This window comes from Novosphingobium sp. GW835-FHT14H07 (assembly GCF_058793515.1).
The window spans coordinates 82,663-99,920 of the sequence record NZ_JBXAFX010000001.1; the positions used below are offsets into that span (position 1 = coordinate 82,663).

Genomic DNA, 17,258 nt, shown 5'->3' on the forward strand with positions numbered 1-17,258 from the left:
GGCGCTGTTACAGACCGGCTGCTTGAACCGACTGAGGCCCCCGCCTGCGCGGGGGCGCAGTTCAGCTCACTGAAATGCGGCAAGGACTTCGGTGCGGACCCGGTCCACCAGTCCCGGCTCGGCCATCAACCGCCCCTGCTCCTCCTCCAGAATCGCCAGGAAGGCGTCGCGCTTGAAGGCTGCGATCACTTCGTGTGGTAGCGGGTTCTCTACCGTGGAGCAGATCAGGTCGATCATGCGCTCGGCGCCGTGGAGGCGGCCCCACAGATAGTCGTTCTCGCGGTAGGCGCGGCTGAAGAACGCGCCGAAGTTGAAGAATTCGACCCCGCGCAGACACGCGAACGTGCCGCCCTTGCGGATGGACGTGGCATCATCTGGTGAAATGCGATCGACCTTTACCGGATCGAACTCGCCCATCCCCTCACCCTGCAGCAGGGGCAGAGTGGCGGTGTCGTAGAACGGAAAGCCCAGATAGGCGTGGAGGAAGCGGCGGCGGAGCGACTTGTCCATCTTTTCAAGTGCGGCCACGAGCATGGAATCGACCTGTAGGTCCAGCCCGACGAGATCGCGCCGCGTGGCGATTGCGTTGAGAACCGCGCCGGGATCGACCGTGACCAAGGCAGCTGTTTCGGCAAAGCCCGGGCCGAGACCCTCGAAAGTCTCTCGACCCTGGTAGAGCGCCTGGGCACGGTAGACAGCATCTCGCGCGGCCTCGCGGTCGATAATGCTGACGTTCTCACCTTCCTCCCAATCGTGCGTCAGGCGGCGGGCGAGCAGCTTGAGGCGGCGGATACGAAAAGAAAGATCGTGGGTGCGGAAGAAGACAATGGCCTTGTCGGTTGCGCCCCCCCGCAAGGCCGACAGGCGGTCGAGCCCCGTACTGGCAAGGTGATCCCACAAGGCAGCCTCGACCTTGTCAAGCGAGGCTGCAGCTGGCGCGGCTTCGTGGATCAGCGCCGCAAGATCGGTGACGATTCCGGCCAGCTTGGTTTGCGCATAGCCGTGGAAGGCATATCCCGCACGCTCGGCAGCAGCTTGCTGGGCCTTGTTGCGCCATGCGGTGAGCCGTCGCTGGTTGGGGTGATCGAAAAACAGGGTTCGGCCGAATAGCCCTTCCACGGTCTCCTCGATCTCGGGGCGAAGGGCATCGACGATGGTTCTAAGGCGTTGCCGTTGTCGTGATTGCCGCTCGAGCGATTCCAGGTTGTCGCGGATCGGCTGTTCGCGCGGGATCGAGGATAGCGAGCCGAAGATGGCCGAAAAGAAGCCGATCGTGCGCCCGCCCTTCGGCGCGATGCGCATGTGATCGGGACTGGGATCGACATATACGAAGCGTCGATCGACCTCACGACGCGCGGGTCTGTCACGAAGGACGCCGATGGCTTGCGCGAAGGGACGATTGACGAGCACCGCGCCATCGACGAGCGCCACGCTGCCAAGGTCGCCGCGCTTCCAATGGCTGGGCATGATGCGCTGGAGAAACTGCGAGCGTCCCGGCCAAGTGGCGCCACGTTCGGCGACGAGCTGATCGATCTCATCGATGACTAGGGGCGGAAATGCACCGGGGAAACTGGCTGTGGATCGGGCGGCAAGCACCAGTTCGGGGCATGGTGCGAGGTCCCGATTGCCATGCCTGCTGGTCGATCGACGGAAACCTATCGAGAGGCGGTGCTCGCTCTCGACCACCGTTTCGGGGCTGTTTAGGCGCAGTTCTTCGAGATGGCCGTTGAAGTCGGTCGCCGTTACCAGCAGGTCCATGGGATGGCCTTCGGGCAAAAGCGGATCGCCCATCGGCGTGGCTGCCATGGCGTCGAGCGCATCGGCGATCATTCGGGAAAAGCCGATGCCGCTGAAAGGCGGAGCGAACCAGCGCGCACGGATCAGGCGTGAGACCTTGCGGCGCACTTCGGAGCGAGTCTCGGGCGCGACAGTACTGCTGACGACATTTCCCGGCCGCTTCAGCACGAACCAGACAAGAGGTTGCGCCCAGAACTTGGCGAACCGGCTCCACGGCTTTGCGTCGGGATCGAGCAGGACGTCGATATCGGCGCGTTCAAGCCACATTGCCGTGAGAGGTTCCAGGCTTTGCCCCGTGGCAATGGCCTGCGCCAGAAACACGCCGTTTATCCCGCCGGCACTGGCCCCGGAGACGATATCGGGCAGAAGACGCAGCCGCAGATCACGGGTCAGGGCAATCTCTTCGAACAATCTCAGGTAAACCGCCTCGACACCACCGGGGCTCGGTTCATGCGGGCAGTGGAATGCCCGGCTTGCGCGCGTGGCGTGCCAGAGTTCCTTCGTTACTCCATGCATGTACACGGCAAGGCTGATGCCGCCGTAGCAGATGAGGGCGAGACGCAGTTCCTTCTGCCGCATTGAGGCACATTGGCACGCCAGCGCGTCGCGAACCAGAGGCTTTGGCGAGAAGGCGCGGATGTGGATGAAAGGAACGTCATGTTTGCCTGCGCGTTGGACGGAAAAGCTTCATCAGAAGGGACGAAACCATGGTCGAGCAACGTACGGTAGAAGTGCGTGAACCTGACGGGTCCGCACACACGCATACGACAGTCTATGACGAACGCCCGCGCAGCGGCGGCAGTGGCTGGCTGGTTGCCATTATCCTTTTGATCGCGCTGGTCGTTGGTGGCTATTTCATCATGCAGATGGCGGACAGCCGCGCGAGCCGCGACACTGCGATCGAGCGTGCCGCCGATAACGTAGGGAGCGCGGCCAAGGACATTGGAGACGCGGCGAAGGACGTTGCCGACGGCAAATAGATCCGCTCGGATCAGCCAAGAATGTAAACTCCGCCGACAGATTGTTTTTGTGGGCGGAGTTTTCTCTATATATTTCAGATAGATGTGAACTCCGGATTATGAGCTTGCCGGTGTCAGAGTAACCGACGCTTTACCCTTTGCGGTGTAAGACCGCCCCACTGGGCCATTCCGTGCCCGAGTGGGGTGACGAGTGCCGGGCAAATGATCCGCCTGTTCAAGCATTACATACCGCATTCCGTCCTGCTGCTGGGCTTGCTGGACTTTGTCCTGTTGATCGGCGCCGGCGAACTGGGGTGGCAACTGCGCGCGCACCAGATCGGCATCGACCCGGGCATGGTGCCCATGCGGTTGACGCCATTGCTGCTGTTTGCGGTGCTGGTGCAGACCGCGATGATCGCAGTCGGTGTCTATGGCTCGGACGCGCTGCGTTCGATGCGCTACGCTACGGCCCGCCTGCTGGTGGCGGTGAGCCTCGGGATCATAGCCCTTTCCGTCGTCTACTTCATGCTGCCGGGGCGCACGCTGTGGCGATCGAACCTGTTCTACGCAATGTTCATCGCCATGGCCTTCCTGGTCCTAATCCGTCTGCTGCTGGGAGGACTTCTCGGGACATCGGCATTCCGTCGGCGCGTGCTGGTGCTGGGCGCCGGAGCGCGAGCGGATCGCCTGCGCAAGCTGGGCGAGCGGCCCGAGGCAGGCTTCGCCATTGTCGGGTACATCGGCATGAGCAGCGCCGCACCGGTTGTCGAGGAAGCGATACACCGCGACGCGATCAATAACCTCACGCGCTATGTGGAGAATCTGGGTGTAAGCGAAGTCGTGCTGGCGCTGGAAGAGCGCCGAAATGCGCTGCCGCTGAAGGATCTGCTGCGGATCAAGACCACGGGGGTGCACGTCAACGATTTCTCGACGTTTATGGAACGCGAGACGGGCAGGGTCGATCTCGACACGGTCAACCCCAGCTGGCTGATCTTCTCGGACGGGTTTTCGTCGGGCCGCGCCCTGTCGAGTGCGGCCAAGCGTATCTTCGATATCACGGCGAGCCTGTTGCTGCTGGTCCTGACCCTGCCGGTGATCGTGCTGTTTGCGTTGTTGGTGAAGATCGACAGCAAGGGGCCGGCGTTCTTCCGCCAACGCCGCGTCGGCCTCTATGGCGAGCCGTTCGATGTGATCAAACTGCGCTCGATGCGTACCGATGCCGAGGTGAACGGTGCGCAGTTTGCGCAGGAGAACGACCCCCGCGTGACCCGGATCGGCCGCTTCATCCGCAAGGTCCGCATCGATGAACTGCCACAGACATGGTCGGTTTTGAAAGGCGAGATGAGCTTTGTCGGCCCCCGTCCCGAGAGGCCCGAGTTCGTATCGGATCTTGAGGAAAAGCTGCCGTATTACGCCGAGCGACATATGGTGAAGCCCGGCATCACGGGCTGGGCGCAGATCAATTATCCCTATGGTGCATCGATCGAGGATTCGCGGCACAAGCTCGAGTACGACCTTTACTACGCCAAGAACTACACCCCTTTCCTGGACCTGCTGATCCTTCTTCAGACTCTGCGCGTCGTGCTCTGGCACGAGGGCGCTAGGTAAGGAGGCGCCGTGATGCAGACCCCCTTGTCATGGCAGGGCTTCGGGCAATGGGCATTTCTCATTGCCGCGTTCTGCTTCCTGATGCTGACAGGCTGGCGCTGGGAGCGCCGGCGTAACGCGCAGGAGGGGTCTGCCCGGGCAGAGCTTGGTGCCTTCATCGTAAGCGGTGCCTGGGCGCTTGTGGTCGCAGGCACCGGATATGCGACGCTGGTCGCGCAGGTATTCGAAAGCTTCCGCACTTTCGCCTGGCTCAGCCTCGCGTTCGTGCTGTTTTCCCGCGATGGGCGCCATACGAGTGTGGCGCCGATCAGGCCGGTCATGGCGGCGCTGATCTTCGTCGAAACACTGCAGTTCATCCTGCTCATGCTGAATGTGCGTTATGGCGGCAACGCTGCGGCGCAGGCGATGATCTTCCAGATCTCGATGCTGTTCCGGCTGCTGGTTGCAACGGGCGCGCTGGTGCTGGTGCATAACCTCTATGCCGGGGCCATGGCGCAACAGCGCGTGGCGCTGCGCTGGAGCTGCATCGCGATGGCAACGGTTTGGGGATACGACCTCAACCTTTACACGATTGCTTATCTCGCGCGGACCTTGCCGGTCGAACTCGAAGCCATGCGCGGCGTGGCGCAGATCGGCGTCGCCCTGTTGCTTGCCATTGGTGCGGTGCGAGGACGGTCGGCGCTGCGCTTCTCACCGTCGCGCGCGGTGGCGTTCCAGTCGCTCTCGCTGCTGGTGATCGGCGCCTACATGATCCTGATGGTTGGCGCAGCCCAATCGCTGACCTGGCTCGGCGGCGACGCCGGGCAGCTTGCGCAGCTGGGCTTCGTGTTCGTGACCAGCGTGCTCGTGCTGGCCATTCTGCCCTCGGGGCGCCTGCGTGGCTGGATGAAGGTCATGCTCGCCAAGCACTTCTTCCAGCACCGCTACGACTATCGCTCGGAGTGGCTGCGCTTCACCCGAACGATCGGCCGCGGTGGCACGCATGCGCCGTCATTGCATGAGCGCGTGGTCCAGGCGGTCGCCGACATCACCGACAGTTCAGCGGGCCTGCTTCTGTGCCAGGGCGAGAATGGCGAGATGGTGCTTTCCGCGCGCTGGCAATGGCCGACTGCCGACGTTCCTGCCGAGGCGCTGTCGATCGACCGGGTCGACTTTTTCGAGAAACGGGGGTTCATTGTCGACCTCGACGAACTGCGTGCCGGCGTGAACCATCAGGGCGAGGATGCTGCCGTGCCCCAGTGGCTGGTGGAAGAGCATTCCGCCTGGGCTCTGGTGCCGCTGCTTCACTTTGATCGTCTCGTCGGTCTGGTGGTGCTCGGGCGCCCGCAAGTGGCGCGAAAGCTCGATTGGGAGGATTTCGACCTGCTGCGCGTCGTCGGCATGCAGCTGGCCAGCTACCTCGCCGAGCATGCGGGCCAGTCGGCGCTGCTCGAGGCGAGCCGGTTCGAGGAATTCAACCGTCGCATGGCGTTTGTCATGCATGACATCAAGAACCTTGCCAGCCAGTTGAGCCTGCTTTCGCGCAATGCCGAGAAGCATGCGGAAAATCCGGCATTCCGGGCGGACATGCTGATCACGCTGCGCAATTCCGCCGACAAGCTGAACGCTCTTCTGGCCAGGCTTTCGCGCTATGGTGGCAATGCTGCAGAGCGCGTCGAAGACATCGATGCGAGCGAAGTGATCCGCGCAGTGGCCAATCGCTACAATGCGCCGGGGCAGTTGCAGGTCCACGTCACGCATGATGCGCCGTGCCGTGTCCTGGCCAACCGTGAAGTGCTCGAGCAGGTGGTCCTGCATCTGGTGCAGAACGCGATCGACGCCAGCGCCGAGGGCATGGCGGTTTTCCTGCAATGCAACGTCGACGGGCTCTACGGCACGATCGAAGTCATCGACACCGGTTGCGGAATGAGCGCTGAATTCATCCGCAATCGGCTGTTCCGGCCATTCGTATCGACCAAGCAAGGCGGGTTCGGCATCGGTGCCTACGAAGCGCGCGAAATGGTGCGGGCAATGCGCGGCAAGCTTGAGGTTGAAAGCCGCGAAGGGCTGGGCAGCCGCTTTACGGTGCGCCTGCCGCTGGCGGCAGCGCAGGGGCTGATCAGTTCGATTGAGGGGGAAAGCACCCCCCATGGGAAAAAGGTGGCATGATGAGTGACGCAAAGTCCGGACAGCGACCGGTGCTGCTGATCGTCGAGGACGATCCGGGTCTGCAGGCTCAGCTCAAATGGGCCTACGAGGACTTCGAGGTCGTCATCGCCGGCGACCGGGCAACGGCGTTGACGCTGCTTAGGTCGGAAGAGCCCGCTGTCGTGACCCTCGATCTCGGCCTTCCGCCCGATCCGGATGGAACGACCGAGGGGTTTGCCGTGCTTGACGAGATCATGGCGCTGCGTCCCCAGACCAAGGTGATTGTTGCCAGCGGGCACGGTGCGCGGGAATCGGCCCTGAAGGCGATCGAGAAGGGCGCCTACGATTTCTACCAGAAGCCAGTGGACATCGACGCGCTGGGCCTGATCGTGCGGCGCGCACTGCATTTGTCCCAGATCGAAGCGGAAAACCGTGTCCTGGCGACGCGGGCCTCGTCGGACAACAAGGTGCTTGGTCGCATGATCACGGCTGCACCGGAGATGATCAAGGTGGCGCGTACGATCGAGCGCGTGGCCAACACCAATGTCTCGGTCATGCTGCTGGGTGCCAGCGGTACCGGCAAGGAGCTTCTTGCACGCGGTCTGCACGATTGCTCGGGCCGGGCACAGGGCGCGTTCGTCGCGATCAATTGCGCGGCCATCCCCGAAAACCTGCTGGAAAGCGAACTGTTCGGGCATGAAAAGGGTGCGTTCACCGGCGCGGTAAAGACGACCGAGGGCAAGATCGAACTGGCGAGCGGCGGCACGCTGTTCCTCGACGAGGTCGGCGACATCCCGCTGCAGTTGCAGGTGAAGCTGCTTCGCTTCCTGCAGGAGCGAACCATCGAGCGGATCGGTGGGCGACGTTCGATCGAGGTCGACACGCGCATCGTCTGCGCAACGCACCAGAACCTCGAGGCAATGATCGCTGACGGCCGCTTCCGCGAGGACCTTTACTATCGCCTGGCCGAGATCGTGGTGCGCATTCCGGGGCTGGCCGAGCGTCCGGGCGATGCGACGCTTCTCGCCAAGTCATTCCTGCTGCGCTTTGCCAAGGAGATGAATCCTTCGGTCAAGGGCTTCGCGCCCGATGCGCTGGCCGCCATCGATGGGTGGAACTGGCCGGGTAACGTGCGCGAGCTTGAGAACCGGGTAAAGCGCGCGGTAATCATGGCCGACGGGAAGCTCGTCTCTGCGGCCGACCTCGATCTGCCGACGGGCGAGTCGCAGGAGGCCTCACCTCTCAATCTCAAGACTGCGCGTGAAGTGACCGATCGCAAGGTCATTCGCCATGCCCTTGCGCGAAGCGAGGGCAACATCTCCAGCACCGCGCGGCTGCTTGGCATCAGCAGGCCCACGCTTTATGACCTGCTCAAGCAGTACGATCTCCATAACTAGGTTCATCGCAGCCGCGCTGATTGCACTGGTCCTTGGCGGACCGGTGCGGGGCGACGTGCCAGCGGACCTGCTCGCCAAGGCGCGCGATGCCATCGCGAAGCGCGACGGCATCGCAGCCGAGGCGCCGTTACGGGCGGCGATTCGGCAGGGAGCGTCCCCCGATGACGTGCGGGCGGAACTCGGCGAGGCACTGCTCCTGCAAGGGGACCGGCGCGAGGCGCGCAAGGTGCTTTACGGCGGTGACTTCCGGGCCGAAAGCGCTGCGCATGGCTGGCAACTGCGCGGACGCATCGAGCTAATGGACGGCCGGCTGGCAGCGGCCGGGCAGGCGCTGGACCAGTCCTATCGCCTCTCGCCGGACAATGCTTCGTTGTGGGTCGACATTGCACGGCTGCGTTTCAGCGGCGGCGAGCAGGCCCAGGCGATCGAGGCGGCAGAGCGTGCGGTAGAGTTGGCGCCCCAAGACCCACGCGCGCTTGAATTGCGGGGGTTGCTGATACGCGAACAGTTTGGCCTGCAGGCTGCATTGCCCTGGTTCGAGGCAGGGCTTCGCGCTGCGCCCAATGACGTGGGGCTGCTGGGCGAATATGCTGCAACGCTTGGCGACATGGGGCAATACCGAGCCATGCTGGTCGTCTGCCGCAAGCTGGCCAAGGTCGATCCCGGCAACGTCCGCGCGCTCTATCTTCAGGCGGTCCTGGCGGCTAGGGCAGGGCAGACCGATCTGGCCCGCAAGATCCTGCTGCAGACTGGCACTGCCTTGCGCGACATGCCTGCGGCTATGCTGCTCAACGGCATTCTCGAATATCGCGCCGGCAACGCCAACCTTGCCGTCGGCCATTTCGACCGGCTGCTGCGCGTGCAGCCCGATAACCTGCAGGCGCGAATGCTGTTGGTGCGGGCTCTGGAACGACAGGGCCTTCATCAGCAGGCGAGCGAGATTGCGTCTGCCTGGGCGAAGCAGGACTTTGCCACGCCTTATCTGCTGGTGCTCGCTGGCGATGCCGAGGCGGGTCTTGGGAACAAGCTCGCCGCCGCGTCCTACCGGGAACGATCGAAGGCAACTGGCCAACGCACTGCGACGGTTATTTCCGCAGATCAGCCATTGCCTGTGCTCGCGTTGGCGTATGGCGATGCGCCAAACTTTGCGGCGAACGCCGTGCCCTACATCCGCGGACTGATCGCGAGCGGCAATGCTGGTCAGGCTGTGTCGGTTGCGGACCGTCTCCGGCTTGCCAATCCCGGCGCAGCTGAGGCGTGGCTGCTGGCAGGCGATGCCCGGCTCATGGCTGGGGATCAAGCCGGGGCGCTTGACCAGTACGGTCGGGCAGCGGTCATTCGCTTCAACCTGCCGACACTGCAGAGAATAGACTACGCCTTGCGTGCAATTGGTAAGCCCGTGGAAGCAAACGGCGTTCTCGCCCGCTACTTGCGGCAGAACCCTCGCAGTCCGCAGGCCCTGAAGCTGCTGTCTGCGGGACGCGCTGCATTGGGTGACAATTCCGGGCAGGACGCGATCGAGGGCATCCTGCAGCAGCGAGCATTGCGCAATCCGTCATGAACTCTGTCCTCGACAGAGGAGCGCCATGACCTTAATCCGAATTCAATCGAACGATTAAATGCGGAGACGGATCATGGCAGGCGCGCTCGAAGGGCTGACGGTACTCGAATTCGCAGGGATCGGCCCTGGACCGTTTGCCTGCATGATGCTGGCGGACCATGGTGCGCGCGTCATCCGCATCGACCGACCCGCAAAGGGCGACCGTGTTGGGGACAGCGGCAACCGCGATATCCTGAACCGCAATCGCGAACGGATCGAGCTTGACCTCAAGGCCCCCGACGCGATCCCCCGGATCCGCGAAATGGCGAAGGACGCCGATGCCATAGTCGAAGGCTATCGCCCCGGTGTGATGGAGCGGCTTGGCCTGGGACCGGATGTGTTGCTCACCGACAATCCCAGGCTGGTCTACGGGCGCATGACCGGGTGGGGGCAGGAAGGGCCGATGGCTCCGCTTGCCGGGCATGACATCAATTATATCGCGCTGGCCGGCGCACTTCACAGCTTCGGTCAGGCGGGCGGAAAGCCGCAGTTCCCCGTCAACCTTGTCGGAGACTTCGGCGGGGGCGGCATGCTGATGGCGTTCGGCGTGATGGCGGCCGTGTTCTCGGCGCAGCGCACTGGCAAGGGGCAAGTGGTGGATTGCGCCATGGTGGATGGCGCGGCGATCCTTTCGGCCATGACCTATACTTTCCTGGGGCTTGGCCGGTGGAAAGACGAGCGCGGCGTCAACCTGCTGGATGGCGGCGCGCACTTCTATGACACCTATGAAACGAGCGACGGCAAGTGGATCTCGATCGGTTCGATCGAGCCACAGTTCTATGCCCTGCTGCTGGAAAAGACCGGCCTGAAGGACGATCCCGCTTTTGCCCCGCAGATGGACCCGCGCGTCTGGCCGGACCTGAAGGCGCGACTTGCCGCGTTGTTCCTGACCAAGACGCGAGACGACTGGTGCGCGATCATGGATGGCACCGACATCTGCTTCGCTCCGGTTCTCAGCTTGCGCGAGGCTCCAAAGCATCCCCACAACACCGCGCGCGAGACGTTCGTCGAAGACGAGGGGATGGTCATGCCTGCGCCGGCGCCGCGTTTCCTCGGTACGCCCGCGCCCAAGCCCTCACTGGCCGGGCGGGGCTGAGAGGTCAGTCTGCCCGGATGGCGGCGTCGATCTCGCTGTCCGGGTACTTGCGCTTGTGGCGGACCGACCACCACAGCGACAGTCCGATAAGGGCTGCGCCGATCAGGCCGGTGATCGTTTCGGGAATATGGAACTTCGCGGACAGCAGCATGATCGCTCCGAGCGCGATGATCGCCCAGAACGCGCCATGCTCGAGGTAGCGGTATTCCGAGAGGGTGCCCTTCTTTACCAGCATGATCGTCATCGAACGGACGAACATTGCGCCGATCGACAGGCCGAGCGCGATGATGACCATGTTGTTGGACAGGGCGAATGCGCCGATCACGCCGTCGAAACTGAATGATGCGTCAAGCACGTTGAGGTAGAGGAAACCGCCAAGGCCCGAGCGCACCACCACGCCTGCGGCCTTTTGTGCCTCGTCGCGCATCTCGAGGATGGTGCCCAGCGCCTCGACGGCGATGAAAGTCACCAGGCCAAGCACGCCCGAGACGATGAATGTCAGGGCTTCGGCTTCAGGCAGCATCAGGGAGATGCCATAAATTCCGAGCAGCAGCAGCGCGATCTCGGCAGCCTTGACGTTGGAGACGACGGCGAGCTTTTCCTCGACCCAGCGGATCCAGTGCACTTCCTTTTCGCCATCGAAGAAGAAGCTCAGGCCAACCATTGCAAGGAACGCGCCGCCAAAACCGGCAATGCCAACGTGCGCGCTGCTGACGATCTCTTCATAGCGCTTGGGATCGTTCAGGGAGAGGTTCAAGGCCTCTACCGGCCCCAATCCCGCTGCAATCGCCACGATGGCCAGCGGAAATACGATGCGCATGCCGAACACGGCGATGATCATGCCCCAGGTCAGGAAGCGCTTCTGCCAGATTTCGTCCATTTCCTCGAGCACGGCCGCGTTGACCACCGCGTTGTCGAACGACAGCGAGATTTCGAGGATGGAAAGGACGAACACGATCCATAGCAGGGACATGGTGCCACTGGCGGTGCCGGTCTGCATCCAGCCATAGGCGACGGCCAATGCCAGGCAGACCAGCGTGAAAAGGATCGAACCCTTGTAGAAGCGGAGCAAGCGGAATTCCCTTGTTGGCGTGTCGCGGCGCGTTACTTCGGCTGATAGGTCTGTTCAATACCGGGGAACGCGCGAGAGCGCACTTCGGCAGCATAGCGGGCGGCTGCGCCGGAGATGGTCTCGGCGATATTCTCGTAGATCTTCACGAAGCGCGGCACCCGCTCGAACATGCCGAGCATGTCCTCGGTCACCAGCACCTGTCCGTCACACTGCGCCGATGCGCCGATGCCGATGGTGGGGCAGGGCACGGCCTGCGTGATGGCGATGGCGATGGGTTCGACCACGCCCTCGATCACGATGGCAAAGGCGCCGGCTTCGGCCAGCGCCTGCGCATCGCCGACGATCTTGGCGGCTTCGGCTTCGCTGCGACCACGCGCGTTGTAGCCGCCGAGCACGTTGACCGCCTGCGGGGTCAGGCCAACGTGACCCATCACCGGGATGCCGCGTCTGGTCAGGAAGGCGACGGTTTCGGCCATGGCTTCCCCGCCCTCGAGCTTGACCGCGGCACAACCGGTCTCCTTGAGGAGCCTTGAGGCGCTTTCGAATGCCTGCTGCGGCGAGGCTTCGTAGGAACCGAACGGCATGTCGACCACGACAGCGGCATGGTAGGATCCGCGCACCACCGCTGCGCCGTGGGCGGCCATCATGTCGAGCGTGACCGGCACCGAGGAGGGCAAGCCATAGATCACCTGGCCCAGCGAATCCCCCACCAGCAGCAGGTCGCAATGAGCGTCGAGCAGCTGCGCCTGCCGCGCGGTATAGGCGGTGAGCATGACGACCGGTTCCTTCGTCACGCCATCCTTCTTGCGCTGGCGGATCGCCGGGATCGTCAGCCGTTTCATCGGTGCGGGCGTAGGGTTCGCGCGGCTGGTGGCGGTGTCGAGCTGGAAGGTCGTGGACATCGTTGCGCATCCTCTGAAGCGGGCAGATGCTTCTACTTGCTTGTCGAAAACCCGCAAGGTGGCCCGATGTGTGGCACATCTTTGATGCAAGTCTGGGGAAAAATGGCTTGCGCGAAAGGACGTTCCCGCTAGCGTTGCGCGCCATAACCTGGTTTCCGGCGCAACCGTTTTGGTTTCAGGTGCCGGACCAAGGCGGGAGAATTTCATGTTCGGTCGCGTCAAACCGCTCGACGCCATTCTAGCAACTGCTGAAAAGAAATCGTTGCATCGCTCGCTGGGAGCCTTCCAGCTTACCATGCTCGGCGTTGGTGCTGTCATCGGCACCGGGATCTTCGTGCTGACGGCCGAGGCCGCGCAGAAGGCTGGCCCCGGGATGATGATCAGCTTCATCATCGCCGGCTTCGTCTGCGCCGTAGCGGCATTGTGTTACGCCGAGATGGCGTCGATGGTCCCGGTTTCGGGCTCTGCCTACACTTACAGCTACGCCGTGATGGGTGAACTTATCGCGTGGATGGTAGGTTGGGCACTTATTCTCGAGTATGCCGTGGCGGCAGGTGCGGTCAGCGTGGGCTGGTCTGGCTATGTCGTCGGGCTGATCGAGAACGCCTTCAGCATAGACATACCTGACCTTCTGGTGCGCGGGCCCTATGATGGCGGCGTGGTGAACCTTCCCGCGATGCTGATTGCCGGGCTCGTCACCTGGCTGCTGGTGATCGGCACCAAGGAAAGCGCCTCGGTCAACGCGGTGCTGGTGGCGATCAAGGTTTCGGCGCTCACCCTGTTCATCATTCTGGCCGTGCCTGTGATGAAGATGGAAAACTTCGAGCCCTTCGCACCGCTCGGCTTCAGTGGGATCGGCGCGGCTGCGGCCTCGATCTTTTTCGCCTACGTTGGCTTCGACGCTGTCTCGACAGCGGCGGAGGAGACGAAGAACCCGCAACGCAACATGCCGATCGGCCTGATCGGTAGCCTTGCAATCTGCACCGTGTTCTACTTGCTGGTTGCAGCGGGCGTGATCGGTTCGGTCGGCGCACAGCCTGTGCTTGACGCCAACGGTCTTGGTATGGAGCCGGGGAGCCGGGAACTTGCTGCGCAGTGCATGGCCATGGGCGATCAGGCTGTCGTCTGCTCGAAGGAAGCGCTGGCATGGACGCTGCGTGAAATCGGTTGGCCTCAGATCGGCAACCTGATTGGCCTTGCCGCTGGTCTTGCCTTGCCGTCGGTCATCCTGATGATGATGTTCGGCCAGACCCGCATCTTCTTCGTGATGAGCCGCGACGGTCTGCTGCCTGCTTCGTTCTCGAAGATTCATCCGCGTTACAACACGCCACACGTGATCACGATCATTACTGGCGTTTTCGTGGCGCTGTTCGCGGCGTTCTTCCCGGTCGGGCTGCTCGCCAACATTTCGAACTCGGGCACGCTGTTCGCCTTTGCCGCCGTGTCCATCGCGGTTCTGGTGATCCGTCGCCGCGAACCGGGCCGTCATCGGCCGTTCCGTACTCCGGCGATCTACCTGACTTCGCCGCTGGCGTTCGCAGGTTGCCTTTACCTGTTTTACAAGCTCGACGCGAAGAGCCAGCTGCTGTTCGTAATCTGGGCTGCGGTCGGGCTGGTGGTCTATTATGCTTACAGCCGCAGCCGCAGCCACGTGGGCCGCGGTTCGGTCGAAGTGCACGAAGCTGACGCTGACGCACCGCCGCAGCCGGTGCCGCCGATCGACTGATCCTTTGCTTCGAGCAAATGACAAGGGCCGCTCCTTCCGGGGCGGCCCTTTTCGTTTTGTCGATGGAACGACTTAGAGTTGGGTGTCGGTGTAGCCGCCCTTGACGTCGTTGGTGACGTCCATGCCCAGCGCCATCTTTGCGGTTCCGATCAGGCCCATTTCGCCAGCCCAGATCGATGCATCTCCCAGGTTCATGCGCATGAACAGCAGGTTGGGCGAATCCGGCCCGCCGGGAAACCAGGCCTCGACAAAGTTGTTCCAGTGCTTCTCCAGTACGGCGCGATCGGTTTCCTCGACCAGCATGCCGTGGAAGCGGGCGAACACGTCGTGTCCCTTTGAAGAGAACGTGGCGGTGGCGCCGCCCATCTTGGCGAAGCGATTGTCACGGCTCGTGAAGAACCAGATCGCACTGTTGGCGTCCTTGTCGAGCTGCGCGGTCATGGGCGCGGCCGAATCCGGATCGTTGTCGAGCTGGAGCATGACATATGGCGACGACGACATCGCCTTCCAGAATTTTTCGCGCAGCTCTTCGGGATTGCCCTGATCGTACTTCATCGCTGGAATGTCCTTTGCTTGTCGGCAGTTGCCTGATGAACGGGACGAGGCGGGTGAGGTTCCCCCCAGGTTTTTCCCCAAGGCTGTGCACAAAAGGGAAAGGATGCATGGATTGCGCGTTCCTCAAAATAGAACATAATAAGAACAAAGGAACGAATCGCATGATCGAACACGCCCCTATCCGCGATCCAGTCGCAGCCCTCGGCACTCTTGCTCCAGGCCTTGTGCGCGGTATCGGCGCGTCGGACCGGACGCATCGTTGGACACCGGGATTGGCCCTCGATTGCCCCCATGTCGAACTGTTCGCGCGGGCCCGCGATGCCTGCGGGGCAGGAATGGCGCTGGCACTGGCCCGCGATGCCTTGCGCCAGCAGCGCGCCGCAGAGCTGCACGATCGCCGCCCCTTCCTGTGGGTGCAGGACAAGGCGGCGCTGCGTCTTTCCGGCAGGCCTTACCTGCCCGGTCTGGCGGCCGACTTGCGCCATCGCCTTGTCCACGTTGCCGCCGCCACGCCCGAAGATGCCCTCTTCGCGCTGGAAGAGGGCTTGCGCTGCCACGATATGGCTTTCGTGATTGGCGAGATTGCAGGCAATCCTCGCGCCCTCGATTTCACCGCGTCGCGCCGCCTCAGCCTCGCGGCGGAAAAGCATGGCGTGCCGTTATGGCTGGTCCGGCTCGATGCCAGGCGCGATCTCGGCGCAGCGCGAATGCGCTGGGAGATTGCGCCCGCGCCTTCGCCACGCCCGCGCTGGAATGCCCATGCGCCGGGCATCGCCACATGGCGGGCCGATCTGTTTCGTGCCCACACCTTCCACCCCGGACAATGGATCTTGCGCGATGACGACGCTCTCCTCGTCGCCGAACCCTTCACGCCGGATCATGGCGATCTGGTGCACGAATCTGGCGATCGATCGCTGGCGACTGGTTGAGGGGCTGGCTCACGGAGAAGGGCTCGACGCCACCCCGCTCGCTCTGATCGAAGATACCGCCCACGGCCCGCGCATTGCTGCCGCCAACGCTGCTGCCCATGCCGCGGGGGCTGTGCCGTCAATGCGCCTCACCGATGCGCGTACGCTCTGTCCCGCGCTCGCCGTGCGCCCCGCTGATGCTGCGGGCGACCTCGCCTTTCTTGAAAACCTTGCCCTGTGGGCGCAACGCTGGGGGCCATGGAGCGCGCTTGATCCCCCCGATGGCCTGCTCGTCGACACCAGCGGCGTGGCTCACCTGTTCGGCGGCGAGCAAGCCCTGATCGCTGACACGTTGGCCCTGCTGAACAAGCGTGGTTTGACGGCCCGTGCTGCGCTCGCCCCCACTGCAGGCGCGGCTTGGGCGCTTGCGCGGCACGGACCTGTGGCTGCAATCCAGCCCCCAGAGGCAGACCCACGCACATTCCTTGCCGATCTGCCTGTAGCCGCCTTGCGTCTTGATGCCGATGTGATCCTGCTGCTGCGCCGGCTCGGCCTCAAGCGATTGGGTCAGATCGAAGGCCTGACGCGTGAGAACCTCGCCCGTCGCTTCCGCAACCACCGATCGGCTGCAGCGAACCCGCTGTTGCGGCTTGATCAGATCTTCGGTTTGCGGCCCGAACCGCTGCTGCCTGTCGTGGGCGTGCCCGCCCCGATGGTTCAGCGCCGTCTGATGGAACCGATCCGCCACCGCACTCTGCTCGATCGCGTGGTCGAGGACCTCGCTGCCGACTTGGCGCGCTTGCTCGAAGGACTGGGGCAGGGCGCACGTCGCCTCGAGCTCGGAATGTGGAAGGTCGATGGCGAGGTCATGGTGCGGCGGCTCGAGATGGCCGCCGCCTCGCGCGATCCGGCCCATATCTGCCGCCTGTTTGCCGCGCGGCTCGATGATCTCGATGCCGGGTTCGGGATAGAACTCGTGCGCCTGCGCGTGCCATGGGCCGAACCCCTGAATCTGTCCCAGGCCGATCTCGATGCCGCGGCTGAGCGCCATGGTACCAGCCTTGCCGCCTGTATCGATCGCCTGACCGTACGGCTCGGGCCAGAAGCGGTGCGCCGCCCGGTCGTTCATGGCAGCCATGTGCCTGAACGCGCCCAGCGCTGGCAGCCTCCACTGGCAGATATGTCATCTTCACAGGAAGAATTGCGTTTTCATCGCAGGCCACTGAAAATATTGGATAAACCGGAATCAGTTTCGGTTATTTATGAAACTCCGGACGGTCTACCTCGCCAGTTCCAATGGCGCGGCCAGCTGCACAAGGTCGTCCGCGCCGAGGGGCCTGAACGCATTGCCCCCGAATGGTGGCGTGAACGCTCTACCGTGCGCTTGCGCGATTACTACCGGATCGAGGACGAAGTCGGCCGCCGTTACTGGATCTATCGCCACGGCGTGATCGGCGATGGCCGCGGTGGAGCCCCCGAATGGTTCATCCAGGGGCTCTTTGCCTGAAGCA

At 63.2% G+C, this 17,258-nt stretch carries 13 protein-coding genes; 9 read left to right on the forward strand and 4 right to left on the reverse strand.

The genetic code is table 11. The features are described 5' to 3' along the window. Positions 1-66: 66 nt before the first annotated feature. Entirely contained in the window at positions 67-2,376 is a 2,310-nt protein-coding gene (locus AC1Q5P_RS00450) for a patatin-like protein (protein ID WP_492517852.1), read from the reverse strand. 128 nt (positions 2,377-2,504) lie between these two features. Here AC1Q5P_RS00450 and AC1Q5P_RS00455 point away from each other — a divergent pair, with 128 nt between their 5' ends. The 6 genes from AC1Q5P_RS00455 to AC1Q5P_RS00480 all read left to right on the forward strand — a co-directional run bounded on the left by AC1Q5P_RS00455 (position 2,505) and on the right by AC1Q5P_RS00480 (position 10,584). Next, on the forward strand, positions 2,505-2,777 hold the full coding sequence (locus AC1Q5P_RS00455) for a hypothetical protein (RefSeq protein ID WP_230487827.1): 273 nt from the start codon (positions 2,505-2,507) through the stop codon (positions 2,775-2,777). Between the two features lie 201 nt (positions 2,778-2,978). Next, on the forward strand, positions 2,979-4,364 hold the full coding sequence (locus tag AC1Q5P_RS00460; RefSeq protein ID WP_039331082.1) for a TIGR03013 family XrtA/PEP-CTERM system glycosyltransferase: 1,386 nt from the start codon (positions 2,979-2,981) through the stop codon (positions 4,362-4,364). A 12-nt stretch (positions 4,365-4,376) separates the two neighbouring features. Further along, positions 4,377-6,512, forward strand: a complete 2,136-nt coding sequence (prsK, locus tag AC1Q5P_RS00465; protein WP_039331080.1) for an XrtA/PEP-CTERM system histidine kinase PrsK — start codon at positions 4,377-4,379, stop codon at positions 6,510-6,512. Next, a complete protein-coding gene (prsR, locus tag AC1Q5P_RS00470) occupies positions 6,512-7,888 on the forward strand; it encodes a PEP-CTERM-box response regulator transcription factor (RefSeq protein ID WP_492476372.1) in 1,377 nt (458 codons plus the stop codon). Before prsK ends, prsR begins: the two co-directional genes overlap by 1 nt. Further along, a complete protein-coding gene (locus AC1Q5P_RS00475) occupies positions 7,854-9,449 on the forward strand; it encodes a tetratricopeptide repeat protein (RefSeq protein ID WP_492517853.1) in 1,596 nt (531 codons plus the stop codon). Before prsR ends, AC1Q5P_RS00475 begins: the two co-directional genes overlap by 35 nt. A gap of 73 nt (positions 9,450-9,522) precedes the next feature. Continuing rightward, positions 9,523-10,584: a CaiB/BaiF CoA transferase family protein gene (locus AC1Q5P_RS00480; protein WP_492517854.1), complete on the forward strand. Its 1,062-nt coding sequence runs from the start codon at positions 9,523-9,525 to the stop codon at positions 10,582-10,584. A gap of 4 nt (positions 10,585-10,588) precedes the next feature. Here AC1Q5P_RS00480 and AC1Q5P_RS00485 read toward each other — a convergent pair whose 3' ends face one another. Both AC1Q5P_RS00485 and panB read right to left on the reverse strand, forming a co-directional pair. Continuing rightward, positions 10,589-11,656: a DUF475 domain-containing protein gene (locus AC1Q5P_RS00485; RefSeq protein ID WP_062344439.1), complete on the reverse strand. Its 1,068-nt coding sequence runs from the start codon at positions 11,654-11,656 to the stop codon at positions 10,589-10,591. Positions 11,657-11,688: 32 nt separating this feature from the next. After that, complete coding sequence (panB, locus tag AC1Q5P_RS00490) at positions 11,689-12,558, reverse strand: 3-methyl-2-oxobutanoate hydroxymethyltransferase (protein ID WP_039331074.1); 870 nt, start codon at positions 12,556-12,558, stop codon at positions 11,689-11,691. 205 nt (positions 12,559-12,763) lie between these two features. Between panB and AC1Q5P_RS00495 the strand changes: the two genes are divergently transcribed. Next, entirely contained in the window at positions 12,764-14,284 is a 1,521-nt protein-coding gene (locus tag AC1Q5P_RS00495) for an amino acid permease (protein WP_039331072.1), read from the forward strand. A 72-nt stretch (positions 14,285-14,356) separates the two neighbouring features. Here AC1Q5P_RS00495 and AC1Q5P_RS00500 read toward each other — a convergent pair whose 3' ends face one another. After that, positions 14,357-14,839 (reverse strand): pyridoxamine 5'-phosphate oxidase family protein, encoded by a 483-nt coding sequence (locus AC1Q5P_RS00500; protein WP_039331070.1) that lies wholly within the window; start codon positions 14,837-14,839, stop codon positions 14,357-14,359. A 161-nt stretch (positions 14,840-15,000) separates the two neighbouring features. Between AC1Q5P_RS00500 and AC1Q5P_RS00505 the strand changes: the two genes are divergently transcribed. Next, on the forward strand, positions 15,001-15,768 hold the full coding sequence (locus tag AC1Q5P_RS00505; RefSeq protein ID WP_492517855.1) for a hypothetical protein: 768 nt from the start codon (positions 15,001-15,003) through the stop codon (positions 15,766-15,768). After that, positions 15,677-17,254 carry a DUF6504 family protein gene (locus tag AC1Q5P_RS00510; protein WP_492517856.1) on the forward strand — a complete coding sequence of 526 codons (1,578 nt, stop codon included), beginning with the start codon at positions 15,677-15,679 and terminating at the stop codon, positions 17,252-17,254. Before AC1Q5P_RS00505 ends, AC1Q5P_RS00510 begins: the two co-directional genes overlap by 92 nt. The last annotated feature ends 4 nt before the right edge of the window (positions 17,255-17,258 follow it).

Coding starts and splice junctions, on each gene's coding strand:
- AC1Q5P_RS00450 (WP_492517852.1), bottom strand. CDS start 2,376: ATGCGGCAGAAGGAACTGCGTCTCGCCCTCATCTGCTACGGCGGCATC.
- AC1Q5P_RS00455 (WP_230487827.1), top strand. CDS start 2,505: ATGGTCGAGCAACGTACGGTAGAAGTGCGTGAACCTGACGGGTCCGCA.
- AC1Q5P_RS00460 (WP_039331082.1), top strand. CDS start 2,979: ATGATCCGCCTGTTCAAGCATTACATACCGCATTCCGTCCTGCTGCTG.
- prsK (WP_039331080.1), top strand. CDS start 4,377: ATGCAGACCCCCTTGTCATGGCAGGGCTTCGGGCAATGGGCATTTCTC.
- prsR (WP_492476372.1), top strand. CDS start 6,512: ATGAGTGACGCAAAGTCCGGACAGCGACCGGTGCTGCTGATCGTCGAG.
- AC1Q5P_RS00475 (WP_492517853.1), top strand. CDS start 7,854: ATGACCTGCTCAAGCAGTACGATCTCCATAACTAGGTTCATCGCAGCC.
- AC1Q5P_RS00480 (WP_492517854.1), top strand. CDS start 9,523: ATGGCAGGCGCGCTCGAAGGGCTGACGGTACTCGAATTCGCAGGGATC.
- panB (WP_039331074.1), bottom strand. CDS start 12,558: ATGTCCACGACCTTCCAGCTCGACACCGCCACCAGCCGCGCGAACCCT.
- AC1Q5P_RS00495 (WP_039331072.1), top strand. CDS start 12,764: ATGTTCGGTCGCGTCAAACCGCTCGACGCCATTCTAGCAACTGCTGAA.
- AC1Q5P_RS00500 (WP_039331070.1), bottom strand. CDS start 14,839: ATGAAGTACGATCAGGGCAATCCCGAAGAGCTGCGCGAAAAATTCTGG.
- AC1Q5P_RS00505 (WP_492517855.1), top strand. CDS start 15,001: ATGATCGAACACGCCCCTATCCGCGATCCAGTCGCAGCCCTCGGCACT.
- AC1Q5P_RS00510 (WP_492517856.1), top strand. CDS start 15,677: ATGACGACGCTCTCCTCGTCGCCGAACCCTTCACGCCGGATCATGGCG.